The sequence below is a fragment of the Streptomyces sp. NPDC031100 genome (genome assembly GCF_055570785.1).
Map to the genome: position 1 here is coordinate 655,142 of NZ_JBVIGN010000002.1, position 16,304 is coordinate 671,445.

A 16,304-nucleotide genomic window follows, 5' to 3' on the forward strand; every position below is an offset into this window, starting at 1 on the left:
CCTGTCGACCGAGCCTACGTGGTCGGCGGACCCGTCCGCCCCACTCCCGCGGATGTCCGGCCCCGGACACCTCCGGACACCCGGACAGCGCGCGTCGTCCCAGCTCACGGCCGCAGTGTCCAGGCCCTGTCCGAACGCACTTCAGGCCGGACGCGGTGCCTCGTAGACCGGAGATGCGAGGCCGGACACCGGCCCCGCACACGGGAGTTCGGCACCCAACGGGAGGAACCAGCAGTGCACATTCTTCAGTTCATCGACCAGCACTGGGCGGAGATCGCCTTCGCCCTCCGGCTGAGCGGGACGGTCTGGCGCGCGGTGCGACGGGTACGGCACGGCACAGGCCAGAATGGCTGCGCGTCCCGGGACAGCGGCGACATGACCCAGGACGTCACCATCCGCCCGACGGGGGAGTACGTCATGAACGAGTCCGGCCGCGTGGAGGCCTTCAGCGACGGCGTGTTCGCCATCGCCATCACCCTGCTCATCCTGGAGATCAAGGTCCCCGAGGCCGACGAGCACGGCGGCCTGTGGCACGCGCTGGGCGCGCAGTGGCCGTCGTACGCCGCCTATGTGGTGAGCTTCCTGGTCATCGGCATCATGTGGGTCAACCACCACCAGGTGTTCAGCTACGTCGCCCGCATCGACCGCACGCTGATGTTCCTGAACCTGCTTCTGCTGATGGTGGTGGCCGCGGTGCCCTGGCCGACGGCGATGCTCGCGGAGTACCTGCGCGAGGACACGGCCTCGCACGCGGCGGCGGCCGTGTACAGCCTGGTGATGGTTGCGATGGCGCTCACCTTCCAGGCCGTGTGGTGGCACCTCACCCGCACGGGCCACCTCTTCGATGCCCGCGTGGACGTCGCCGCGGCCAGGGCCACCCGCGCCCGCTTCGCCCTGGGCTCCCTCGGCTATCCCCTCACGGTCGGCCTGGCCTTCGTCTCCGCACCCCTGACCCTGGCCGCACACGGCCTCCTGGCCCTGTACTACGGCTTCAACCAGGTCCCGGTACCGACCCGTCAGGACCAGGACCAGGACCAGGACCAGGCCACGCCGTGAGGCGGGCGGGCACCGACGGCTCGCCGGGATCTGCTGCCCGCATCCGCATTCACGTCCGGGAGCCCGCCTGGCACGGGGTGGCCGCGGGCAGCCGGCCGGTGAAGTAGGAGCGGGGCGGGACGCCCATCAGGGCGCGGAAGTCGGACGTCATGTGCGACTGGTCGTAGTAGCCGGTGGCGGTGGCGAGTTCGGACCAGGGGGCGGTCGGGGCGCGGGTGATGACGGCGCGTACGCGGTTGATGCGGGCGTAGTGCTTCGGGGAGACACCGACCCCCTCGGTGAACAGGTTGCGCAACTGGCGCTCGCTGACGGCGAGTTCGCGGGCCACGTCGAGGACCCGGGCGGGTGCGCGGTCCGACCGGACCGACAGGGCGTTGACCCCGGCCCGCAGCAGCGCCGTACGCGCCGCGTCGGCATCGGTCAGCAGCTCCGGGAGCAGCTCCGCAAGGCGGGAGGGGACCTCCTCCGGATCCAGCCACCGCGCCTCACCCGCCAGCCGGCGCCCCGCCCGGCCCGGCAGCAGCTCCACCGGCACCACCCGGCCGACCAGTTCGGCCGCCGGAACGCCCAGCAGAGGCAGGGCCGTGCCGGGGGCGAGCCGCAACTCGACACAGGAGGCGGGGAGGCCGGTGTCGTGGTACGAGGCACGCACCCGCGGGCCGACGGCCAGGACGTCGCGCTGCCCGCGCCGGCCCACCCGTACGACGACCTTCGGGACGGCGTCGGGGAGATGGACGAACGTCTCCTCGGGCGGGACGGCGTCGGACACCGCCCGGATCCCGGTGATCCACGGGCGCAGAACCTCGGGCAGCGCCCGCTCGGCGGTGGTGTTCCTCACCCCTCCACCCTAGGCGCGTCGACGGCCCGGCGAGGCCGCCAACCGTGCCGGAATTTCCAAGAGAGCGGAGCCCGGACCGGGGCACCGTGGTGGTCATGATCCTGGTGACGGGTGCCACGGGCACCACCGGCAATGAAGTCGTACGACAGCTCGCGGTGCGCGGCGAGAAGGTACGCGCCCTGACGCGCGACCCGGCGCGGGCCACGGTGCCCCCGGGAGTGGAGGTCGTGCGCGGGGACTACCTGGACGCGGACGCGCTGGAGCGCGCGATGTCCGGGGTGGAGGCCGCGTACCTGGTGGGGGTCCCGGACCCGGAGGCGCGGCACGACCGGGCCCTGGTGGCGGCGGCCCGTGCGGCGGGGGTGCCGCGGCTGGTGCTGCTCTCCGCGATCGCCACGGGTGACCCGGACGTGGGCCCGTTCGGCATGTGGCACGTCCCCGGGGAGCAGGCGCTGATGGAGAGCGGCGCCGAGTGGACCGTCCTGCGGCCCTCGTCCTTCGCCTCGAACACCCTGAGCTGGGCCCCGGCGATCGCGGCCGGTGAGCCGGTGCCGAACATGACCGGGGCGGGCGCGCAGGGGGTGATCGATCCCCGTGACGTGGCCGCGGTCGCCGCGCTGGCCCTGACCGACGGCCGCTGCGCGGGACGGACGTACACCCTGACCGGCCCCGAGGCGATTACCGTGCCCGACCAGGCCGCCGTGCTCGCCGCGGTCCTGGGCCGCCCGGTCGCCACCCGCGACCTCACTCCGGACGAGACGCTCGGCCATCTGCGGGTCACTTGGGGACTGGACGAGTTCCGGGCGCAGGGAGTGGTCACCGCCAACACGTATGTCCGCGACGGGCGCAACGCCCTCGTCACCGAGGACGCGCCACGGCTGCTGGGGAGGCCGGCCAGGTCGTACCAGGAGTGGGCGCAGGACCACCGAGGGGCGTTCACCGGGGAGTGAGCGCGGGGAAAGGGGGGCGCGAGGCGGCGGGGGCGTGGCCCGTCGGCCTCGCTCACCCCATCGGTGATCAGCACCAGCCCGGCCAGGAGCACCCGATGACCGCCGAACCGGGCGACGGTGCGCGCGGACAGACCCAGCATCAGCACCCCGATCGCGACCGGAGCCGGAAGGAAGGCGGTCCCGGTCGCCAACTCGCCGTAGCCGAACATGCGTTGCAGATAGAGCGCGCCGATGAACTGGAAACCGTACATCGCGCCGACCATCAGCACCTGGATCGCGTTGGCGCCGGTCAGGGAGCGGCTGCCGGCGCCGACGATGGCGTACACGGTGAGCCGCGCCGACCACGGCGAGCCCCGTCGTGAACACCGGCTTGCGGCCGACGAGATCACCCATTCGGCCCACCAACAGAAGCAGACCGCCGAAGGCGATCAGGTACGCGTTGACGACCCAGGCCAGGCCCACCGCACTGAATCCCAGGTCGTTCTGGATGGCGGGCAGCGCCACGGTGACGATGGTGCCGTCCAGGATCGTCATCAGGGTGCCCGCGCACAGGACGGCGAGGGACGTCCGGCGGGAGTAGGTTCGTGAAGGTGCCACCGTTGCCGGTGACGGGCTGTGCTCGACCGAGGCCGTCATGGCTCCCCGTTCCTCTGGCGCATCTTGGTGCACGACTGGTAACGGGGTCCATCGAATGTGACCGTGGAGGCCGACGTAAGGAGGCAGTGCGATGTCCCTGAGGAACACCGGTGTCACCGTCCAGGCAGTGAACACGCAGGCGTGCCCCGTCCGCGAAGTTCTTGACAGGGTGGCCGGCAAATGGAGCGTGCAGATCCTTGTCGCGGCCGCCCAGGGGCCCATCCGCTTCACCGAGTTGGAGCGCGGTATCGAGGGCATCAGCCGCCGCATGCTCACCCTCACCCTGCGCAACCTGGAGCGCGACGGCCTGGTGAAACGCACCGTGTATCCGACCGTCCCGCCGAAGGTGGAGTACGAACTCACCCCGGTCGCCCTGGAGTTGCACGAGACGCTGCGGCGGCTGACCGACTGGGCCGAGCACAACCGGGTGTACATCGCCGAGGCGCGGGCGGCCTACGACGCCGAGCACCGGCCGGAGCTGCTCGACGCGTAGGCCGGCCGGCCCTCACAGGCCGAACAGGCCGAGATCCGTCGCCATCTCCTTGAAGATCTCCCGTGGATCGGCAACCAGCTTCCGCGCCGTGAGGTCCAGCACGCCGGCGACCGCGGTGAGTTCGGCCGCCACCGTGCCGTCGGTCTTGCGTATCTCCTGGCGGATCCGGAAGGTCTTACCGCTGCCCCACTCGAACGCGCAGGTCACGTCGACCTCGTCGCCCGCGAGCAGCTCGCGGTGGTAGCGGATCGTCGTCTCCAGCGACACCGGGCCCACGCCCCGGCCGACGAGTTCGGCCTGGGACACCCCGGCTGCCTTGAGCAGCGACCAGCGGGCGTGCTCCGCGTAGTTGACGTACACCGACTGGTTGAGGTGACCCTGCACGTCGGTCTCGTACCCGCGGACGGTCACGCGGACGGAATACGGTTCGCTCACGACTTCCCCTTCTCGTGTACGACGCACTGATTCCCCGATCCTGGCACGTGGCTCACGCCCGGCGCGGGGACGCCAGCAGATAGCGCGTCCTCGTCCGCGGTTCCGTGTACTCGCCGGCCTGCCAGCCCGCCCTCTCCAACGTGGCCGCACACGCCCGCAGCGCCTCCCCGTCCGGCGCGTACACGGAGACCGCCTCCGGCTGCGGGGTCGCGCGCACCCGGTAACCGTCGTCGTCCGGCCCCGCCGGCCGGTGCCCGGCCGCCTCCAGGGCGAGCGCGGCGGCCCGCACCAGATGCGCCCGCTCCCAGCCGCAGGGTCGGTCGGTGGCACCGCCCGGGTTGGTCATCCGGCGCAGCTCCAGGAGCCCCTGCCAGGCGCTGTGCACCTCCCGCAGCCGGGCGGGACCGGACGCGGGCGCCTCCTCCTCGCCGCCGACGCGCGCCGCGAAGACTCCGGCGGACGGTGTCGGCTCCTCCGGCGCCTCAGGCACGGCCTCCCGTATGCGGTGGCCCGCCGGAGTGAGGAAGTGATCGTGCGGCGGCCGCGGGTGCCGGAAGGCGAGCCCCCGTTTCACCAGCGCGGCCAGCTGCGCATCCGTCGCACGCAGCCGCCCCGTGACAGGATCGGCGGCCTCGATCACCCGCCGCTGCGCGGCGGTCGGCGGTCGGCTCACGGCGGCTCCCTCCGGTGTCTCGGCATCCTGGAACCGCCCAGGCAGGCGGCCCATTCGAAGCGTACGACGGGGGTCTGACAACGGGTCGTGGCCGAAGCTCGCAGGGCGGATCAGTGCCGGTGACCGGGGCCCGGTGACCGGGGTGCCGTCAGCGGCCCGTCAGTCGTGCGCCCGGATGTTCCAGCCCGCGATCACCGGGCGCCCGTGTTCCGTGCCGAGGCGGCACAACGTGCCCGTCGCCAGCTGGAAGAGGGCACCGTGCTGCGGGGCCAGGCCGAGTCGGCGCGCGGTCAGAACCCGCAGGAAGTGGCCGTGGGCGACCAGGACGACGACTCCCTCGGTGTCGGCGAGGGCGGCGTCCACCTTGCCGAGCATCCGGTCGGCGCGCTCCCCGACCTGTTCCGGGGTCTCCCCGGGGTGCTCGGGCGGGCCCGGCGCGACCCCGTCGGTGAACAGGAACCAGTCGGGCCGGGTGCGCCGGATCTCCGCGGTGGTGACGCCCTCGTACCCGCCGTAGTCCCATTCGCGCAGGTCGGCGTCGACCCGCACATCGTGGATCCCGATGAGTTCGGCGGTCTCCCGGGCCCGCTTCAGGGGGCTGACGAAGGCGGCACCGATGCGGTGCGAGCGGATCAGCGGCACCAGCCGGCGCGCCTCCTGACGCCCGTGCTCGGTGAGGGGCACGTCGGTCCAGCCGGTGTGCCGTCCGGACCGCGACCATTCGGTCTCACCGTGCCGGACGAGAAAGAGGTCACCCACGTCAGCGCCTTTCCCGCTCGCTTCCCAGCACGGTGTCACACGCTCGTGGCGCTCCGCAGGACGGAATGGGCCGGACGGGCCGCCGCGCTCAGTTGCCCGCCGGCGCGCGGCGCGGTGGCGCCATGGACAGGGTCTCGCCGCAGGCGTCGATCACGGCGGTCTTCCCGTGCCGGTCCAGGACCGGGACGACGGTACGGTCGGAGTCGTGCGGGGCCCGGACCACCGCCTCGCTCTGCCGCACGCACCAGTCGCCGGCGCCCTTCGTGCCCTGGGGCGTGTAGTGCAGGTCGACGGTGACGGTCGCCTTCTCGGCCAGCGGGAACGAGGCCGCGTGCCCGTGTCCGGCCCCCTCGATGCTCTCCGCCTTGCCGTTGTGGATCTCGATGCCCGGGTAGCCGTCGAACACACAGGTGTCCGGGCCCTTGTTGACGGCTGTCAGCCGTGCGCCTGGCCGGCTGCCGTCCTTCTCCTTGTCGAGCAGGACCAGCGTCCACTCCAGGGATGCGGTCCGGCAGTTGCTCCGTTCGGTGTCGTGTGCCCCCGTGCCCTGTGCCTTGGTGTCCTGTGCCTTGGTGTCCTGTGCCTCGGTGGTGGTGGCGCAGGACGTCAGGGTCAGGACGGTCATGAGGACGGCCATGCCGCCGGTCGGACGAGTCGAAGCTCGCATCGTTCCCCCTGGAACTCTGGGTGTGCGGGCGGTCATGTGCCCGGGTGGACCAGCGCGGTCCCGGTGCCGAGCTTGCCCTGGTACGGAGGAAGGTCGGACGGCATGGGTTTGTTGGCGACGGCGTGGGCGAGGAGGGAGGCGTGGTCGGACCCGAACGCCGGGGCGTAGCTGATGTAGTCGACGTTCGCGTCGTTTCCGCCGCCGTTGTAGCCGCCGAGGTTGCCGATGACGTGGCCGGTGCGGGCGTCGTCCTTGTAGTCGGTGATCCACGGACTGCCGGAGACACCGCCGTAGTAGCCGCCGCAGGTCATGGACATCTGCCGGTACCCGCGCAGCTGCTGCGTCGGGACGGTGCACTTGACGGCGCGTCCGGCGCCGTTGTGCGCGTACGACGGGTACCCGGCCACGGTGACGTTGCGGTGGGTGTAGCCGGACGGCCGGGCGAAGGTCAGTCCGCCTCCGACGGCGTCCTGGAGCTTCTTGCCGTGCTGGTTGGCCGACACACGGGCGAACGCGGTGTCCAGGTCCGACCAGGGCTTCCTGGTGGTGGTCGAGCCCCTGTCGGGGACGTAACGGGGGTCGATGAAGATCTTCTGTATGTGGAAGATGCCGTAGGGCTGCTGGTCGGGTCCGGCCCCCTTCTTGAACTTCGGTACGAAGACGTAGTCGCCCCGCATGTTCAGTCCGCAGTGCGCGGCGGTGAGCACGATGTTCTTCGACGCGGTGGCGATGACACTGCCGGTGCAGTGCCAGGCGGTGCCACGCGGGCTGGAGCCGAAGAAGGTCCCTATGAGCCGGGTCCCGGCGAACATCGTGCCCTGGGGTCCGGCCGCTGCCGCGAACCCCGGCTGCCTCGACCCGGACGGCGCCGAGCGGACCTGGTCCAGCGGCCGCGCGTCCGCCATGCGCTGCGCGGTCCAGAACCGGGCGGCCTCCCGGGCCTCCTGGCCCGCCCCCTTGTTCGGCGGCGCGGCCGCCTCGGCCCCTGCGGCCGGAGCGGCGAGTCCGAGCACGGCCGCGCTCAGCGCGCCGAGGACCGTCCGTCGTCTTCGGTACGACACCACGTGCGTTCCCCCCTGGTCATGTCTGCCGCCGGATGACGGCAGACCCGGGTGATCTTCGCACGGACGATCGAAAACGGGCCACTACTGCCGGTAGCCGCCGAGGAACCGCCCGATCCGCCCGATCGCCGCCTCCAGGTCGTCCACGCGGGGCAGGGTGAGGATGCGGAAGTGGTCGGGGGTCGGCCAGTTGAAGCCGGTGCCCTGGACGACCTGGATCTTCTCGCGCAGCAGCAGGTCGAGGACGAACCTCTCGTCGTCGTGGATCTTGTGGACCTTCGGGTCCAGGCGCGGGAAGGCGTACAGCGAGCCCTTGGGTTTCACGCAGGTCACCCCGGGGATCTCGTTGAGCATCTCCCAGGCCACGTTGCGCTGCTCGTACAACCGCCCGCCGGGCACGGTCAGTTCGTGGATGGACTGGCGGCCGCCGAGCGCGGCCTGGATGGCGTACTGCGCGGGCGCGTTGGCGCACAGGCGCATGGAGGCCAGCATGGTCAGGCCCTCCAGGTAGTCCTTCGCGTGCTGCCTGGGGCCGGTCACCACCAGCCAGCCGGAGCGGAAGCCCGCCACCCGATAGGTCTTCGACAGGCCGCAGAACGTGAGGACCACCAGGTCGGGGGCGAGGGCCGCGGCCGAGTGATGGACGGCGTCGTCGTACAGGATCTGGTCGTAGATCTCGTCGGCGAAGACCATCAGGCCGTGCCGGCGGGCCAGGTCGAGGATGCCCTCCACGACCTCCTTCGGGTACACCGCTCCCGTGGGGTTGTTGGGGTTGATGATGACCAAGGCCTTGGTGCGGTCGGTGATCTTCGACGCCATGTCGGCCAGGTCCGGGTTCCAGTCGGCCTGTTCGTCGCACAGGTAGTGCACCGCCTTGCCGCCCGCCAGGGTCGTCACCGCCGTCCAGAGCGGGAAGTCGGGGGCCGGGATGAGGATCTCGTCGCCGTCCTCGATCAGCGCCTGGACGGCCATGGAGACCAGCTCCGAGACGCCGTTGCCGAGGAAGACGTCGTCGACACCCACCTCCAGGCCCAGGTTCTGGTAGCGCTGGGCGACCGCCCGGCGGGCGGAGAGGATGCCGCGCGAGTCGGTGTAGCCGTGCGCCTGCGGGAGCATCCGGATCATGTCCTGGAGGATCTCCTCCGGCGCTTCGAAGCCGAACAGCGCGGGGTTGCCCGTGTTCAGCCGCAGCACGCTGTGGCCCGCCTCCTCCAGCGCGTTGGCGTGCTCGATCACCGGGCCGCGGATCTCGTAACAGACCTCGCTGAGCTTGTTCGACTGCCGGAACTCCATGCGTCCCTCCGGGAACTCGGGTTGATTGGTTTTACCAAGTGGGAGCTTGGAAAGTCCAACAACCCGTCTAGACTGCGCCGCATGTCACCTCGCCGAAGCTACGATCAGTACTGCTCCGCAGCCCGCGCCCTCGACCTCGTCGGCGACCGCTGGACCCTGCTGATCGTCCGGGAACTGCTGGCCGGCCCGCGCCGCTACACGGACCTGCACGCCGACCTGCCGGGTGTGAGCACGGACGTACTCGCCTCCCGGCTGAAGGACATGGAACGGGACGGGCTCGCCACCCGGCGGCGGCTGCCTCCGCCCGGTGCGGCCTACGTATACGAACTCACCTCGCGGGGCCGGGAGTTGCTGCCCGTGCTGCAGGCGCTGGGTCGGTGGGGGCAGCCGGACCTGGGGGAGCGGCGGCCCACGGACGCCGTGCGCGCGCACTGGTTCGCGCTGCCGTTGCTGCGGGCCCTGGAGGGGGAGGGGCTGGTCGAAGTCCACCTGGAGGAAGGCGAGTTCCATCTGCGGGTCGGGGCGCAGGAGGGCCCGTTGTACGGCGACGGGCCCGCGCCAGGCGAGGCCGATGCACGGCTGGTGATGGACGCAGCGGCGTGCGAGGCCATCGCCCGGGGCGAGGTGGGTCTGCCGGACGCGGTACGGGACGGGCGGGTGACGGTGACCGGGGACGGCACGCTCGCGAAGGCGCTGCGGGAGATGTGAAATACGGGCTGCCGCCGAGGTCGCCGACTGTTCGGCCGGCCGAGTCGGGCGCCTGGACGCCCGTCTTTCAGCCGACCGAGTCGGGTCGCTGGGTGGGCAGCACGGAAGGCCCGCCGGCAGGCGGGCCTTCGACTGCTTCGGCTCAGACGTTCGGCGGTACCCGGGACGGTCGTCCCGAGCCGCGCGTGAGCGCGTATCCGCCGATGCCGGCGAGCGCGGCGAGCAGCCCGCCCACCGCGGTCCACACCCAGCGGTCGGACCACCAGCCGGAGGACCAGCCGTCGTCGGGCTCGATGCTGGAGAGCACCGCCGACTTCGCGCCGTCCTTCTTCGCCGCGGACTTGACGGCCACGCCCGGGACGAGCGGTTCGGCCAGCGAGCCGTCCACCGCCGCCGCGCCGCCGATGTCCTTGGAGTCGACCCGGACCTCGGCGCTCACCGGCAGACCGAGATCGGCGGAACCACTGAGGTCCGTCACCGTCAGCCGGACGTAGTACGTGCCCGGCAGCGGGTCGTTGGCCCACGGCTCCGACCAGGCGCGCACCGTGCGCAGCACACAGACCGGCTCGACGGAGGACGCCCCCTGCGCGGCGGTGCGCGTCGCCGCGCCGTACTGGCAGGCCTGGCGGCGCCGCAGACCGTCGTACACGTCGATCTGCCAGGTCTGCCGCCCGTGCGTCGCGGGCAGCTTCACGGTCGCCTTGACGGTCGGGCGCTGCCCGGCGTCCGCGGGGAACGACCAGTACAGGTAGTCGCCCGTGGAGGCGGACGCGGTGGCCTGCTGCCCCTGCTCGATCTCGGTCGCCGTACGGAAGGAGGTGCCCGCCTGCGTGGGCGCCTTGCCGTCGGCCGAGGGACTCGACGCAGACGCTGTCGGGGAGGAGTCGGCGGCCGCCGGTCCGGCGCCCAGTCCCAGCGCCAGCAGCGCGGCGCCCAGTACTCGCGTGATACGCATCAGTTCGTCCTCCAGACCGCGACCCGCCAGCGCGACAGCCAGCCCCACAGCAGACCCGCCACGAAGCCGGTCAGCACCAGCGCGCCGAGCAGCCACCAGCCGCGCCCGAGGCCGAAGGAGGCCACGTCGCTCGCCTTGCTCGGGCCGTCCACGACGTCGACCGTCAGCTCCAGCGGCAGACCCGGGGTCGTCTTGACGCCCGAGGCGGCCGAGAAGGAGCTGGTGACCTGGAGGCACACGGTCTCGGCGGTCGCGGTGTCGTCGTCGCTCTCGGGCCGCGGGTACCTGAGGCCCGTGGAGATGACGTCCGTACGGCCGTTGCCCGCCGCCTCGCCGCGCACGATCTCGCGGCCGTGCACCGTCACCGCCCGCAGCAGCACCCCGTAGCCGGGGTTGACGGCACGGTCGTCCGCCACGCTCACCGAAGCGCGCAGCTCCTGGCCGGGGTTGACGTCCACCTTGTACCAGCGCTGCTGCCCGAACTCCTCACGGTCCGTGTACAGCCCGGACTTGAGCGACGGTGCCTTCACGCACTCCGCGGCGCCCTCGGTCGCCACCGGCGTCACCACCGGATCGGCTGCCCGGTCCACCAACTGCCCGACGCGGTCGGTCAGTTCCTCCTTGTGCTGGACGGAGGTGTAGGTGCCGCCGGTCGCGTGCGCGATGCAGCTGAGCTGGTTGCGGGTCTTGGCGTCCGGCACCAGGCCGAGCGTGTCGATGGTCAGCCCGATGCCCTTGGCCGCGATGTCCCGGGCCACCTCGCACGGGTCGAGCGGCTGGCAGGTGTCCTCGCCGTCGCTGATCAGGACAATACGGCGGGTGCCGTCGCCGCCGTCGAGATCGGCGGCCGCCTTCTGCAGCGCGGGACCGATCGGCGTCCAGCCGGTCGGCGCCAGCGTGGCCACCGCCGTCTTCGCCTCGGTCCGGTTCAGCGGGCCGACCGGGTAGAGCTGCGCGGTGTCCTTGCAGCCCGTGAGGCGGTCGTTTCCATGGTAGTTGGCGCCCAGCGTGCGGATGCCGAGCTGGACCTCCTCGGGCGTCGCGTCGAGCACCTCGTTGAACGCCTGCTTCGCCGCGGCCATCCGGGAGCCGCCGTCGATGTCCCGTGCCCGCATGGAACCGCTGACGTCCAGGACGAGTTCGACCTTCGGAGCGGCCTGCTCCGTCTCGTCGGCCACAGCCGTGGACGGGACCGCGAGCCCGGCCGTCAGGGCGGCGAACAGAGCACAGACGCCCGCCGCCAGCCGTTGTCTTCTGATCATCGGCGGATCCTATTGATCACACGCACCGAGTGCCAAAACGGGAGGCCGACCAGCAGAGGAACAGGAGTCGACATCAGTCCGTGGAGGTGAGCGGGTTGGGCAGAGTGGCCCAGATGTCCCCGACATGCCCGGGGGACAGCCGCATCAGCGTCAACGCCTTCGTGGGCACCGGGCCCTCGCGCAGCGCCGCCAGGTCGGATGTGCCCGGCAGGTCCGGTACGGCCGCCGCCAGCGCCGCCCCCAGCGCCCGGCCCGAGCCCGCCGTGCTCGCGAGCGCCCCCGCCACCAGGGAGCCGAACAGCTTGCGGCGCAGGGTCGTCACGTCGTCCGTGATCAGGCGGCCGGTCAGGGCGGGCGGGGTGATGCCGTGGCGGGTCAGACGGGCGGGGCTGATACGGAGGTCGGCGAGGTCGCGGTAGACGAGGCGGAGGGGCTCGTGGTCGGCCGACAGGACCACCAGGAGGTTCTGGCCGTGGGCCTCCAGGGCCACCCCGAGGTCCAGCAGGCGCAGACCCACCGTGAGGGCGAGGCGGGCGAAGGCGGCCAGCCAGGCGGCGGAGTCCGGCAGACCGGTGGCGGGGAGCGCCGCCACCGGCACCACCCGCTCGCCCGGGCCCGCGTACACCTCGGGCGACTCCCGCAGCAGCGCGGCCAGATCGGGGGAGTGGGCGGTGACCGCGCCCAGCGTGCGGGTCATGTGCAGCAGCCCGTCGGTGCGCGTGGCGAGGTCCGCCGCGAAGGAGGACAGCGTCGCCGCCGCTTTGACGGAGTACGTGGAGATGTCCCGCACCGAGGAGGTCAGCCGGGCGCTCAGCGCGGTCTTGACGTGCGGTCCGCCGGGCAGGGCGAGGGTGCGCAGGGCCATCAGCGGATGCGCCGGGCGCCAGGGGTCGTACGACCGCTTGAGCACATGGGCCGCCTGCCAGGGGTGCACCGGCAGCAACAGGTCCTGCCCGTCCCGCAGTTCCTCCGGCCAGCCCCCGGACACCAGGCACTCGTCGGCCGGTACGGCGACCGTGCCCAGCATGACCAGCGGGCGGTGCTCGGGCCCGTACGCCAGCTGGTCCGCCACCGAGAAACCGGGCCGGGCACGGCAGTTGGGGTGGAAGGGGTGCCCGTCGACCACCCGCTGCTCCCACTCCCAGCCCTGTTCGGGCCACTCCTTCGGATGATCCGCGTCGGCCCGCGACAGCGCCAACGAGGCCACGCTGTGCCCGAGTTCCGCCGCGAGGCCCGCCGCGTGCGGCACCGCGAGGTCCGTCATCAGCCGGGCCGGATCGTCGTAGCGCTCCTGGTCCAGGCGGATGGCGGTGACATACGCGCCGGTCGCGAACGGGTCCGCGTGCGGGCCGTACAGCGTCCGGCCGTCGGCCAGCCGCAGGGCGAGGCTGTGCGCCCCGCGGACCCGGCTCCCGACCCACGGCAGGGGCTCGTGGGCGAACGCCCGCCACAGGCGGGTCAGCACCGCCGCACGGGCGCCCGGCAGCTCGGCCGTGTACCGGGGCAGCAGGCCCGGTCGCACGGCGGCCAGCTCCTCGGCGACCTCGGCCTCGGCGGTGGGGGAGTGGCACACGGGGGCTCCTCGGGTACGGGCAGCTCAGGGCACGATTGTCAGGGACGACATTCATACTGATCGCACCGGCCCAGGACGAATGACGTACGAAGGATCGCGTGGACTTCCAGCCTCCCGCCGACACCGTCGGACAGCGCGCCGACGCATACGCGGCCGCCCCCTTGCTCAACTGCCTGCTGCGGGAGGTCGCCGAGCCGCTCCCGGACCCCGGGGAATGCCCGGTCCACCTGCTGCCCGGCACCGGCCGCCTGCTGCGCGTACGTCCCGGCCGGCTGCCCGCCGAACCCGAGGTGCACGCCGCCGGGTCCTGGCACCGGCTGAGCCACGCCGAGCTGGTCAAACTGGTCGCCGAGGAGCTGCGCCGGCACACCGGGTTCTCGGGCGGCGATCTGCCCGGCGAGATGATCGACAGCCGGGACACCGTCGCCGCCCTGCTCACCGCCCGGGCCCGGGCGACCGCGCCCGAGGACCCGTACCTGCGCTCCGAGCAGTCCCTGATCACCGGGCACCCCTGCCACCCGGCGCCGAAGGCACGCGGCGGGGGCCCGGCCGCGGCCTGGCTGCCGTACGCCCCCGAGGCCCACGCGCACTTCCCGCTGGTGCTGCTCGGCGTCCGCGAGGACCAGGTGGCCGAGGAGGGCGACACCCGCGCCCTGGACGCCCTCGGCACGGCCCCGCCCGGCTACCGGCTGCTGCCCGCCCACCCCTGGCAGCTCGACCTCGTCGGCGGCGACCTCGCCCCGGCCTTCGCCGACGGCCGCCTGCTCAGGCTCGGCGGCACCGCCTTCGACACGTGGCCCACGGCGGCGATCCGTACGGTGTACGAGCCCCGCCGCGACCTGTTCCTGAAGTTCAGCCTGGATGTGCGCATCACCAACGACATTCGCCGGCTGTGGCGGCACGACCTGCTGAAGCTGCGCCGCACCGACACGGCCGCCACCGGCGCCTTCGCCGCCATGGGCGGCCCCACGGCATGGCTGAGCGACCGCGGCTACCGCACCGCCGCCTTCGCCTTCGAGGAACTGGCCGTGCTCGTCAGGGACGGGCTGCGCGAGCACCTTCTGCCGGATGCCACCCCACTCCTCGCGGCCGGGCTCGCGGAAGGCTTCGAGGACAGCCCACTGGGCTGCGCGCCCGATCCGGAGGCCTGGTGGGAGGCGTACCTGCGCCAGGTCGTCCCGCCCGCCCTCACGGCCTTCCACGACCACGGGGTCGTCCTTGAGGCGCATCTGCAGAACTCCCTGGTCGCCGTGGACACGGCCGGTACGCCCGTGCAGGCGCTGTTCCGGGACGCCGAGGGCGTCAAGGTGCTGCCGGACGTCTCCCGTTCCGCCGGCTGGGAGCGGCTGGTGTACACCCTGGTCGTCAACCACCTCGGCGAGATCGCCGCAGCCCTCGCCGAACACCACCCCGGCCTCGACCCCTGGCCCGCCGTCCGCCGCGAGCTCGCCCGCCACGACCTGCCCGAGATCCCCGCCCTGCTCGCCTCGCCCACCCTGCCCGGCAAGACCAACCTGCTGCTGCGCTGGACGGGAGCGGACGGCGCGGACGCCCGCTATCTGCCGCTGCCCAACCCGCTGGCGGAAAACGCCCAGGTGTTTGTCGGAGACGCGGGGCAGCCCTAGCCCTTCAACTCCCGCCCCCCGAACGCTCCAGTCCCGTCCGCCTGCTGCCACCAGGTCTCCAGGCCCGTCTGGTCGAGCGTCCGCCAGTTCGGGGTCTCCTGGACCAGGGCCCGGCCGAGCCGTCGCCCCAGGTCGACCATGACCCGGCCGGCGGGCGCACGTTCGGCGTCGTACGCGGCCAGGGCATCGGACCAGGTGGCCGTCGACGTCAGGGCCGACTCCAGAACCGTGGCGTCCTGCAGCGCCTTCACGGCACCCGCGCCGGTGTGCGGGCGCGCCACCGCGGCCGCGTCGCCCATGAGCAGCGCACGGCCCACCGCGTAACGGGGCGCCGTGAAGTCGTACATGGGCTGCAGGAACAGCTCGTCGTGGGTCGTCTCCCGTACCAGGTCGCCCCAGTAGGGAGGCAGCAACTCGGCGGCGACGTACGCCAGATGGGCGCGCAGTCCGTCGCCCGCCGTGCCCGGAGGCAGGCTCGTGGGGGTCTGAAGGCCCTGGTCGAGGCCCGGCGGCGGGGCCGTGTACAGGACCCAGTTGACCCGGTGGCCACCGCTCGTCCCGTCCGGGATCCGGTACACGATGAGATGGCCGCCCTCGAAGACGACGTACGCGCACTCGTCCTCGGCCCACAGCTCCGGGTCGCGCAGCCGGGCCGACGGGTAGGCGCCGCGCCAGGCCAGATATCCGGCGTACTCGGGGCGGACGTCGGCGTACATCGCCGCGCGCACCATCGAGCGGTAGCCGTCCGCGCCGATCACCACGTCGTATCGCTCGGTGCGCCCGCCCGCGTGCACCTCGGCGCCGTCCGGTGTCACCTCGACCGCCTCGACGGCCGAGCCGGGCCGGAAGTCCGCCGTCCCGGGCACCCGGCGGCGTAGCTCGTGCCAGAGCGGGCCCCAGGTGTAGGTGCGGAACGGGAAGGCCATCACGGCGATCACGCGGCCCAGCGAACCGTTCGCCGCCGCGTCGTCGCGGACGTACCAGCGGCGGCGGACCATCCGTACCCACGGCATCGAGGCGTCGAGATGGCCGGCCGCCTCCAGTTCCGCGTAGCGGGCGTTGTGCACGGCGAGCCCGACCCCGCGGTCGGCCAGGCGACCCGACGCACGCTCGTACACCGTGATCGCCTCGGTCCCGCCCCGCCCCAGCGCGAGCGCCGCCGCGCATCCCGCGATGCTCCCGCCCACGACCGCGACCCTGCCACCACGCATTCCGCGCCCCCTCGTCGTCCCCGGCGCCGGTCCGGTGCGCCGCGCGGGACCATGCTGCCAGCCCGGCGATCACATGACCCTGGAATACGCGCCGACGGCTGGATCCCGC

The 16,304-nt window shown here is 72.6% G+C and carries 16 protein-coding genes and 1 pseudogene; 5 read left to right on the forward strand and 12 right to left on the reverse strand.

The window, feature by feature from the left end:
- Positions 1-234: 234 nt before the first annotated feature.
- Complete coding sequence (locus ACZ5DS_RS07105; RefSeq protein WP_468234857.1) at positions 235-1,056, forward strand: TMEM175 family protein; 822 nt, start codon at positions 235-237, stop codon at positions 1,054-1,056.
- 49 nt (positions 1,057-1,105) lie between these two features.
- On the opposite strand, the gene ACZ5DS_RS07110 is transcribed toward ACZ5DS_RS07105, so the two are convergent.
- Positions 1,106-1,894, reverse strand: a complete 789-nt coding sequence (locus tag ACZ5DS_RS07110; protein WP_468234859.1) for a helix-turn-helix domain-containing protein — start codon at positions 1,892-1,894, stop codon at positions 1,106-1,108.
- A 95-nt stretch (positions 1,895-1,989) separates the two neighbouring features.
- Between ACZ5DS_RS07110 and ACZ5DS_RS07115 the strand changes: the two genes are divergently transcribed.
- Entirely contained in the window at positions 1,990-2,844 is an 855-nt protein-coding gene (locus tag ACZ5DS_RS07115; RefSeq protein ID WP_468234860.1) for an NAD(P)H-binding protein, read from the forward strand.
- 50 nt (positions 2,845-2,894) lie between these two features.
- Here the strand turns inward: ACZ5DS_RS07115 and ACZ5DS_RS07120 are convergent.
- Positions 2,895-3,480, reverse strand: a pseudogene (locus tag ACZ5DS_RS07120) (MFS transporter); the annotation flags it as partial.
- 91 nt (positions 3,481-3,571) lie between these two features.
- Here ACZ5DS_RS07120 and ACZ5DS_RS07125 point away from each other — a divergent pair.
- The gene (locus tag ACZ5DS_RS07125) at positions 3,572-3,973 is read left to right on the forward strand and encodes a winged helix-turn-helix transcriptional regulator (protein ID WP_468234861.1); all 402 of its coding nucleotides are present in this window, start codon (positions 3,572-3,574) and stop codon (positions 3,971-3,973) included.
- Positions 3,974-3,985: 12 nt separating this feature from the next.
- Here ACZ5DS_RS07125 and ACZ5DS_RS07130 read toward each other — a convergent pair whose 3' ends face one another.
- From ACZ5DS_RS07130 to ACZ5DS_RS07155, 6 genes are all read right to left on the reverse strand, one after another.
- On the reverse strand, positions 3,986-4,408 hold the full coding sequence (locus ACZ5DS_RS07130; protein ID WP_468234862.1) for an acyl-CoA thioesterase: 423 nt from the start codon (positions 4,406-4,408) through the stop codon (positions 3,986-3,988).
- A gap of 52 nt (positions 4,409-4,460) precedes the next feature.
- Positions 4,461-5,081: a hypothetical protein gene (locus ACZ5DS_RS07135; RefSeq protein ID WP_468234864.1), complete on the reverse strand. Its 621-nt coding sequence runs from the start codon at positions 5,079-5,081 to the stop codon at positions 4,461-4,463.
- Positions 5,082-5,240: 159 nt separating this feature from the next.
- Positions 5,241-5,840: a histidine phosphatase family protein gene (locus ACZ5DS_RS07140; RefSeq protein ID WP_468234865.1), complete on the reverse strand. Its 600-nt coding sequence runs from the start codon at positions 5,838-5,840 to the stop codon at positions 5,241-5,243.
- 88 nt (positions 5,841-5,928) lie between these two features.
- Positions 5,929-6,507, reverse strand: coding sequence for a DUF4232 domain-containing protein (locus ACZ5DS_RS07145; protein ID WP_468234866.1), 579 nt, complete (start codon positions 6,505-6,507; stop codon positions 5,929-5,931).
- Between the two features lie 32 nt (positions 6,508-6,539).
- Positions 6,540-7,568 (reverse strand): trypsin-like serine peptidase, encoded by a 1,029-nt coding sequence (locus ACZ5DS_RS07150; protein ID WP_468234867.1) that lies wholly within the window; start codon positions 7,566-7,568, stop codon positions 6,540-6,542.
- An 84-nt stretch (positions 7,569-7,652) separates the two neighbouring features.
- Positions 7,653-8,861, reverse strand: a complete 1,209-nt coding sequence (locus ACZ5DS_RS07155; RefSeq protein ID WP_468234869.1) for a pyridoxal phosphate-dependent aminotransferase — start codon at positions 8,859-8,861, stop codon at positions 7,653-7,655.
- 81 nt (positions 8,862-8,942) lie between these two features.
- On the opposite strand from ACZ5DS_RS07155, the gene ACZ5DS_RS07160 reads away from it, so the two are divergent.
- Positions 8,943-9,569 (forward strand): winged helix-turn-helix transcriptional regulator, encoded by a 627-nt coding sequence (locus ACZ5DS_RS07160; protein WP_468234871.1) that lies wholly within the window; start codon positions 8,943-8,945, stop codon positions 9,567-9,569.
- 142 nt (positions 9,570-9,711) lie between these two features.
- Here ACZ5DS_RS07160 and ACZ5DS_RS07165 read toward each other — a convergent pair whose 3' ends face one another.
- From ACZ5DS_RS07165 to ACZ5DS_RS07175, 3 genes are all read right to left on the reverse strand, one after another.
- A complete protein-coding gene (locus ACZ5DS_RS07165) occupies positions 9,712-10,524 on the reverse strand; it encodes a hypothetical protein (protein ID WP_468234872.1) in 813 nt (270 codons plus the stop codon).
- Complete coding sequence (locus tag ACZ5DS_RS07170) at positions 10,524-11,786, reverse strand: VWA domain-containing protein (RefSeq protein ID WP_468234874.1); 1,263 nt, start codon at positions 11,784-11,786, stop codon at positions 10,524-10,526. Before ACZ5DS_RS07170 ends, ACZ5DS_RS07165 begins: the two co-directional genes overlap by 1 nt.
- Positions 11,787-11,859: 73 nt before the next feature.
- On the reverse strand, positions 11,860-13,359 hold the full coding sequence (locus ACZ5DS_RS07175; protein WP_468234875.1) for an IucA/IucC family protein: 1,500 nt from the start codon (positions 13,357-13,359) through the stop codon (positions 11,860-11,862).
- A 98-nt stretch (positions 13,360-13,457) separates the two neighbouring features.
- Here ACZ5DS_RS07175 and ACZ5DS_RS07180 point away from each other — a divergent pair, with 98 nt between their 5' ends.
- The gene (locus ACZ5DS_RS07180) at positions 13,458-14,984 is read left to right on the forward strand and encodes an IucA/IucC family protein (RefSeq protein WP_468234876.1); all 1,527 of its coding nucleotides are present in this window, start codon (positions 13,458-13,460) and stop codon (positions 14,982-14,984) included.
- Here the strand turns inward: ACZ5DS_RS07180 and ACZ5DS_RS07185 are convergent.
- Positions 14,981-16,195: an FAD-dependent monooxygenase gene (locus tag ACZ5DS_RS07185; RefSeq protein ID WP_468234878.1), complete on the reverse strand. Its 1,215-nt coding sequence runs from the start codon at positions 16,193-16,195 to the stop codon at positions 14,981-14,983. The genes ACZ5DS_RS07180 and ACZ5DS_RS07185 overlap by 4 nt on opposite strands.
- Positions 16,196-16,304: the final 109 nt, after the last annotated feature.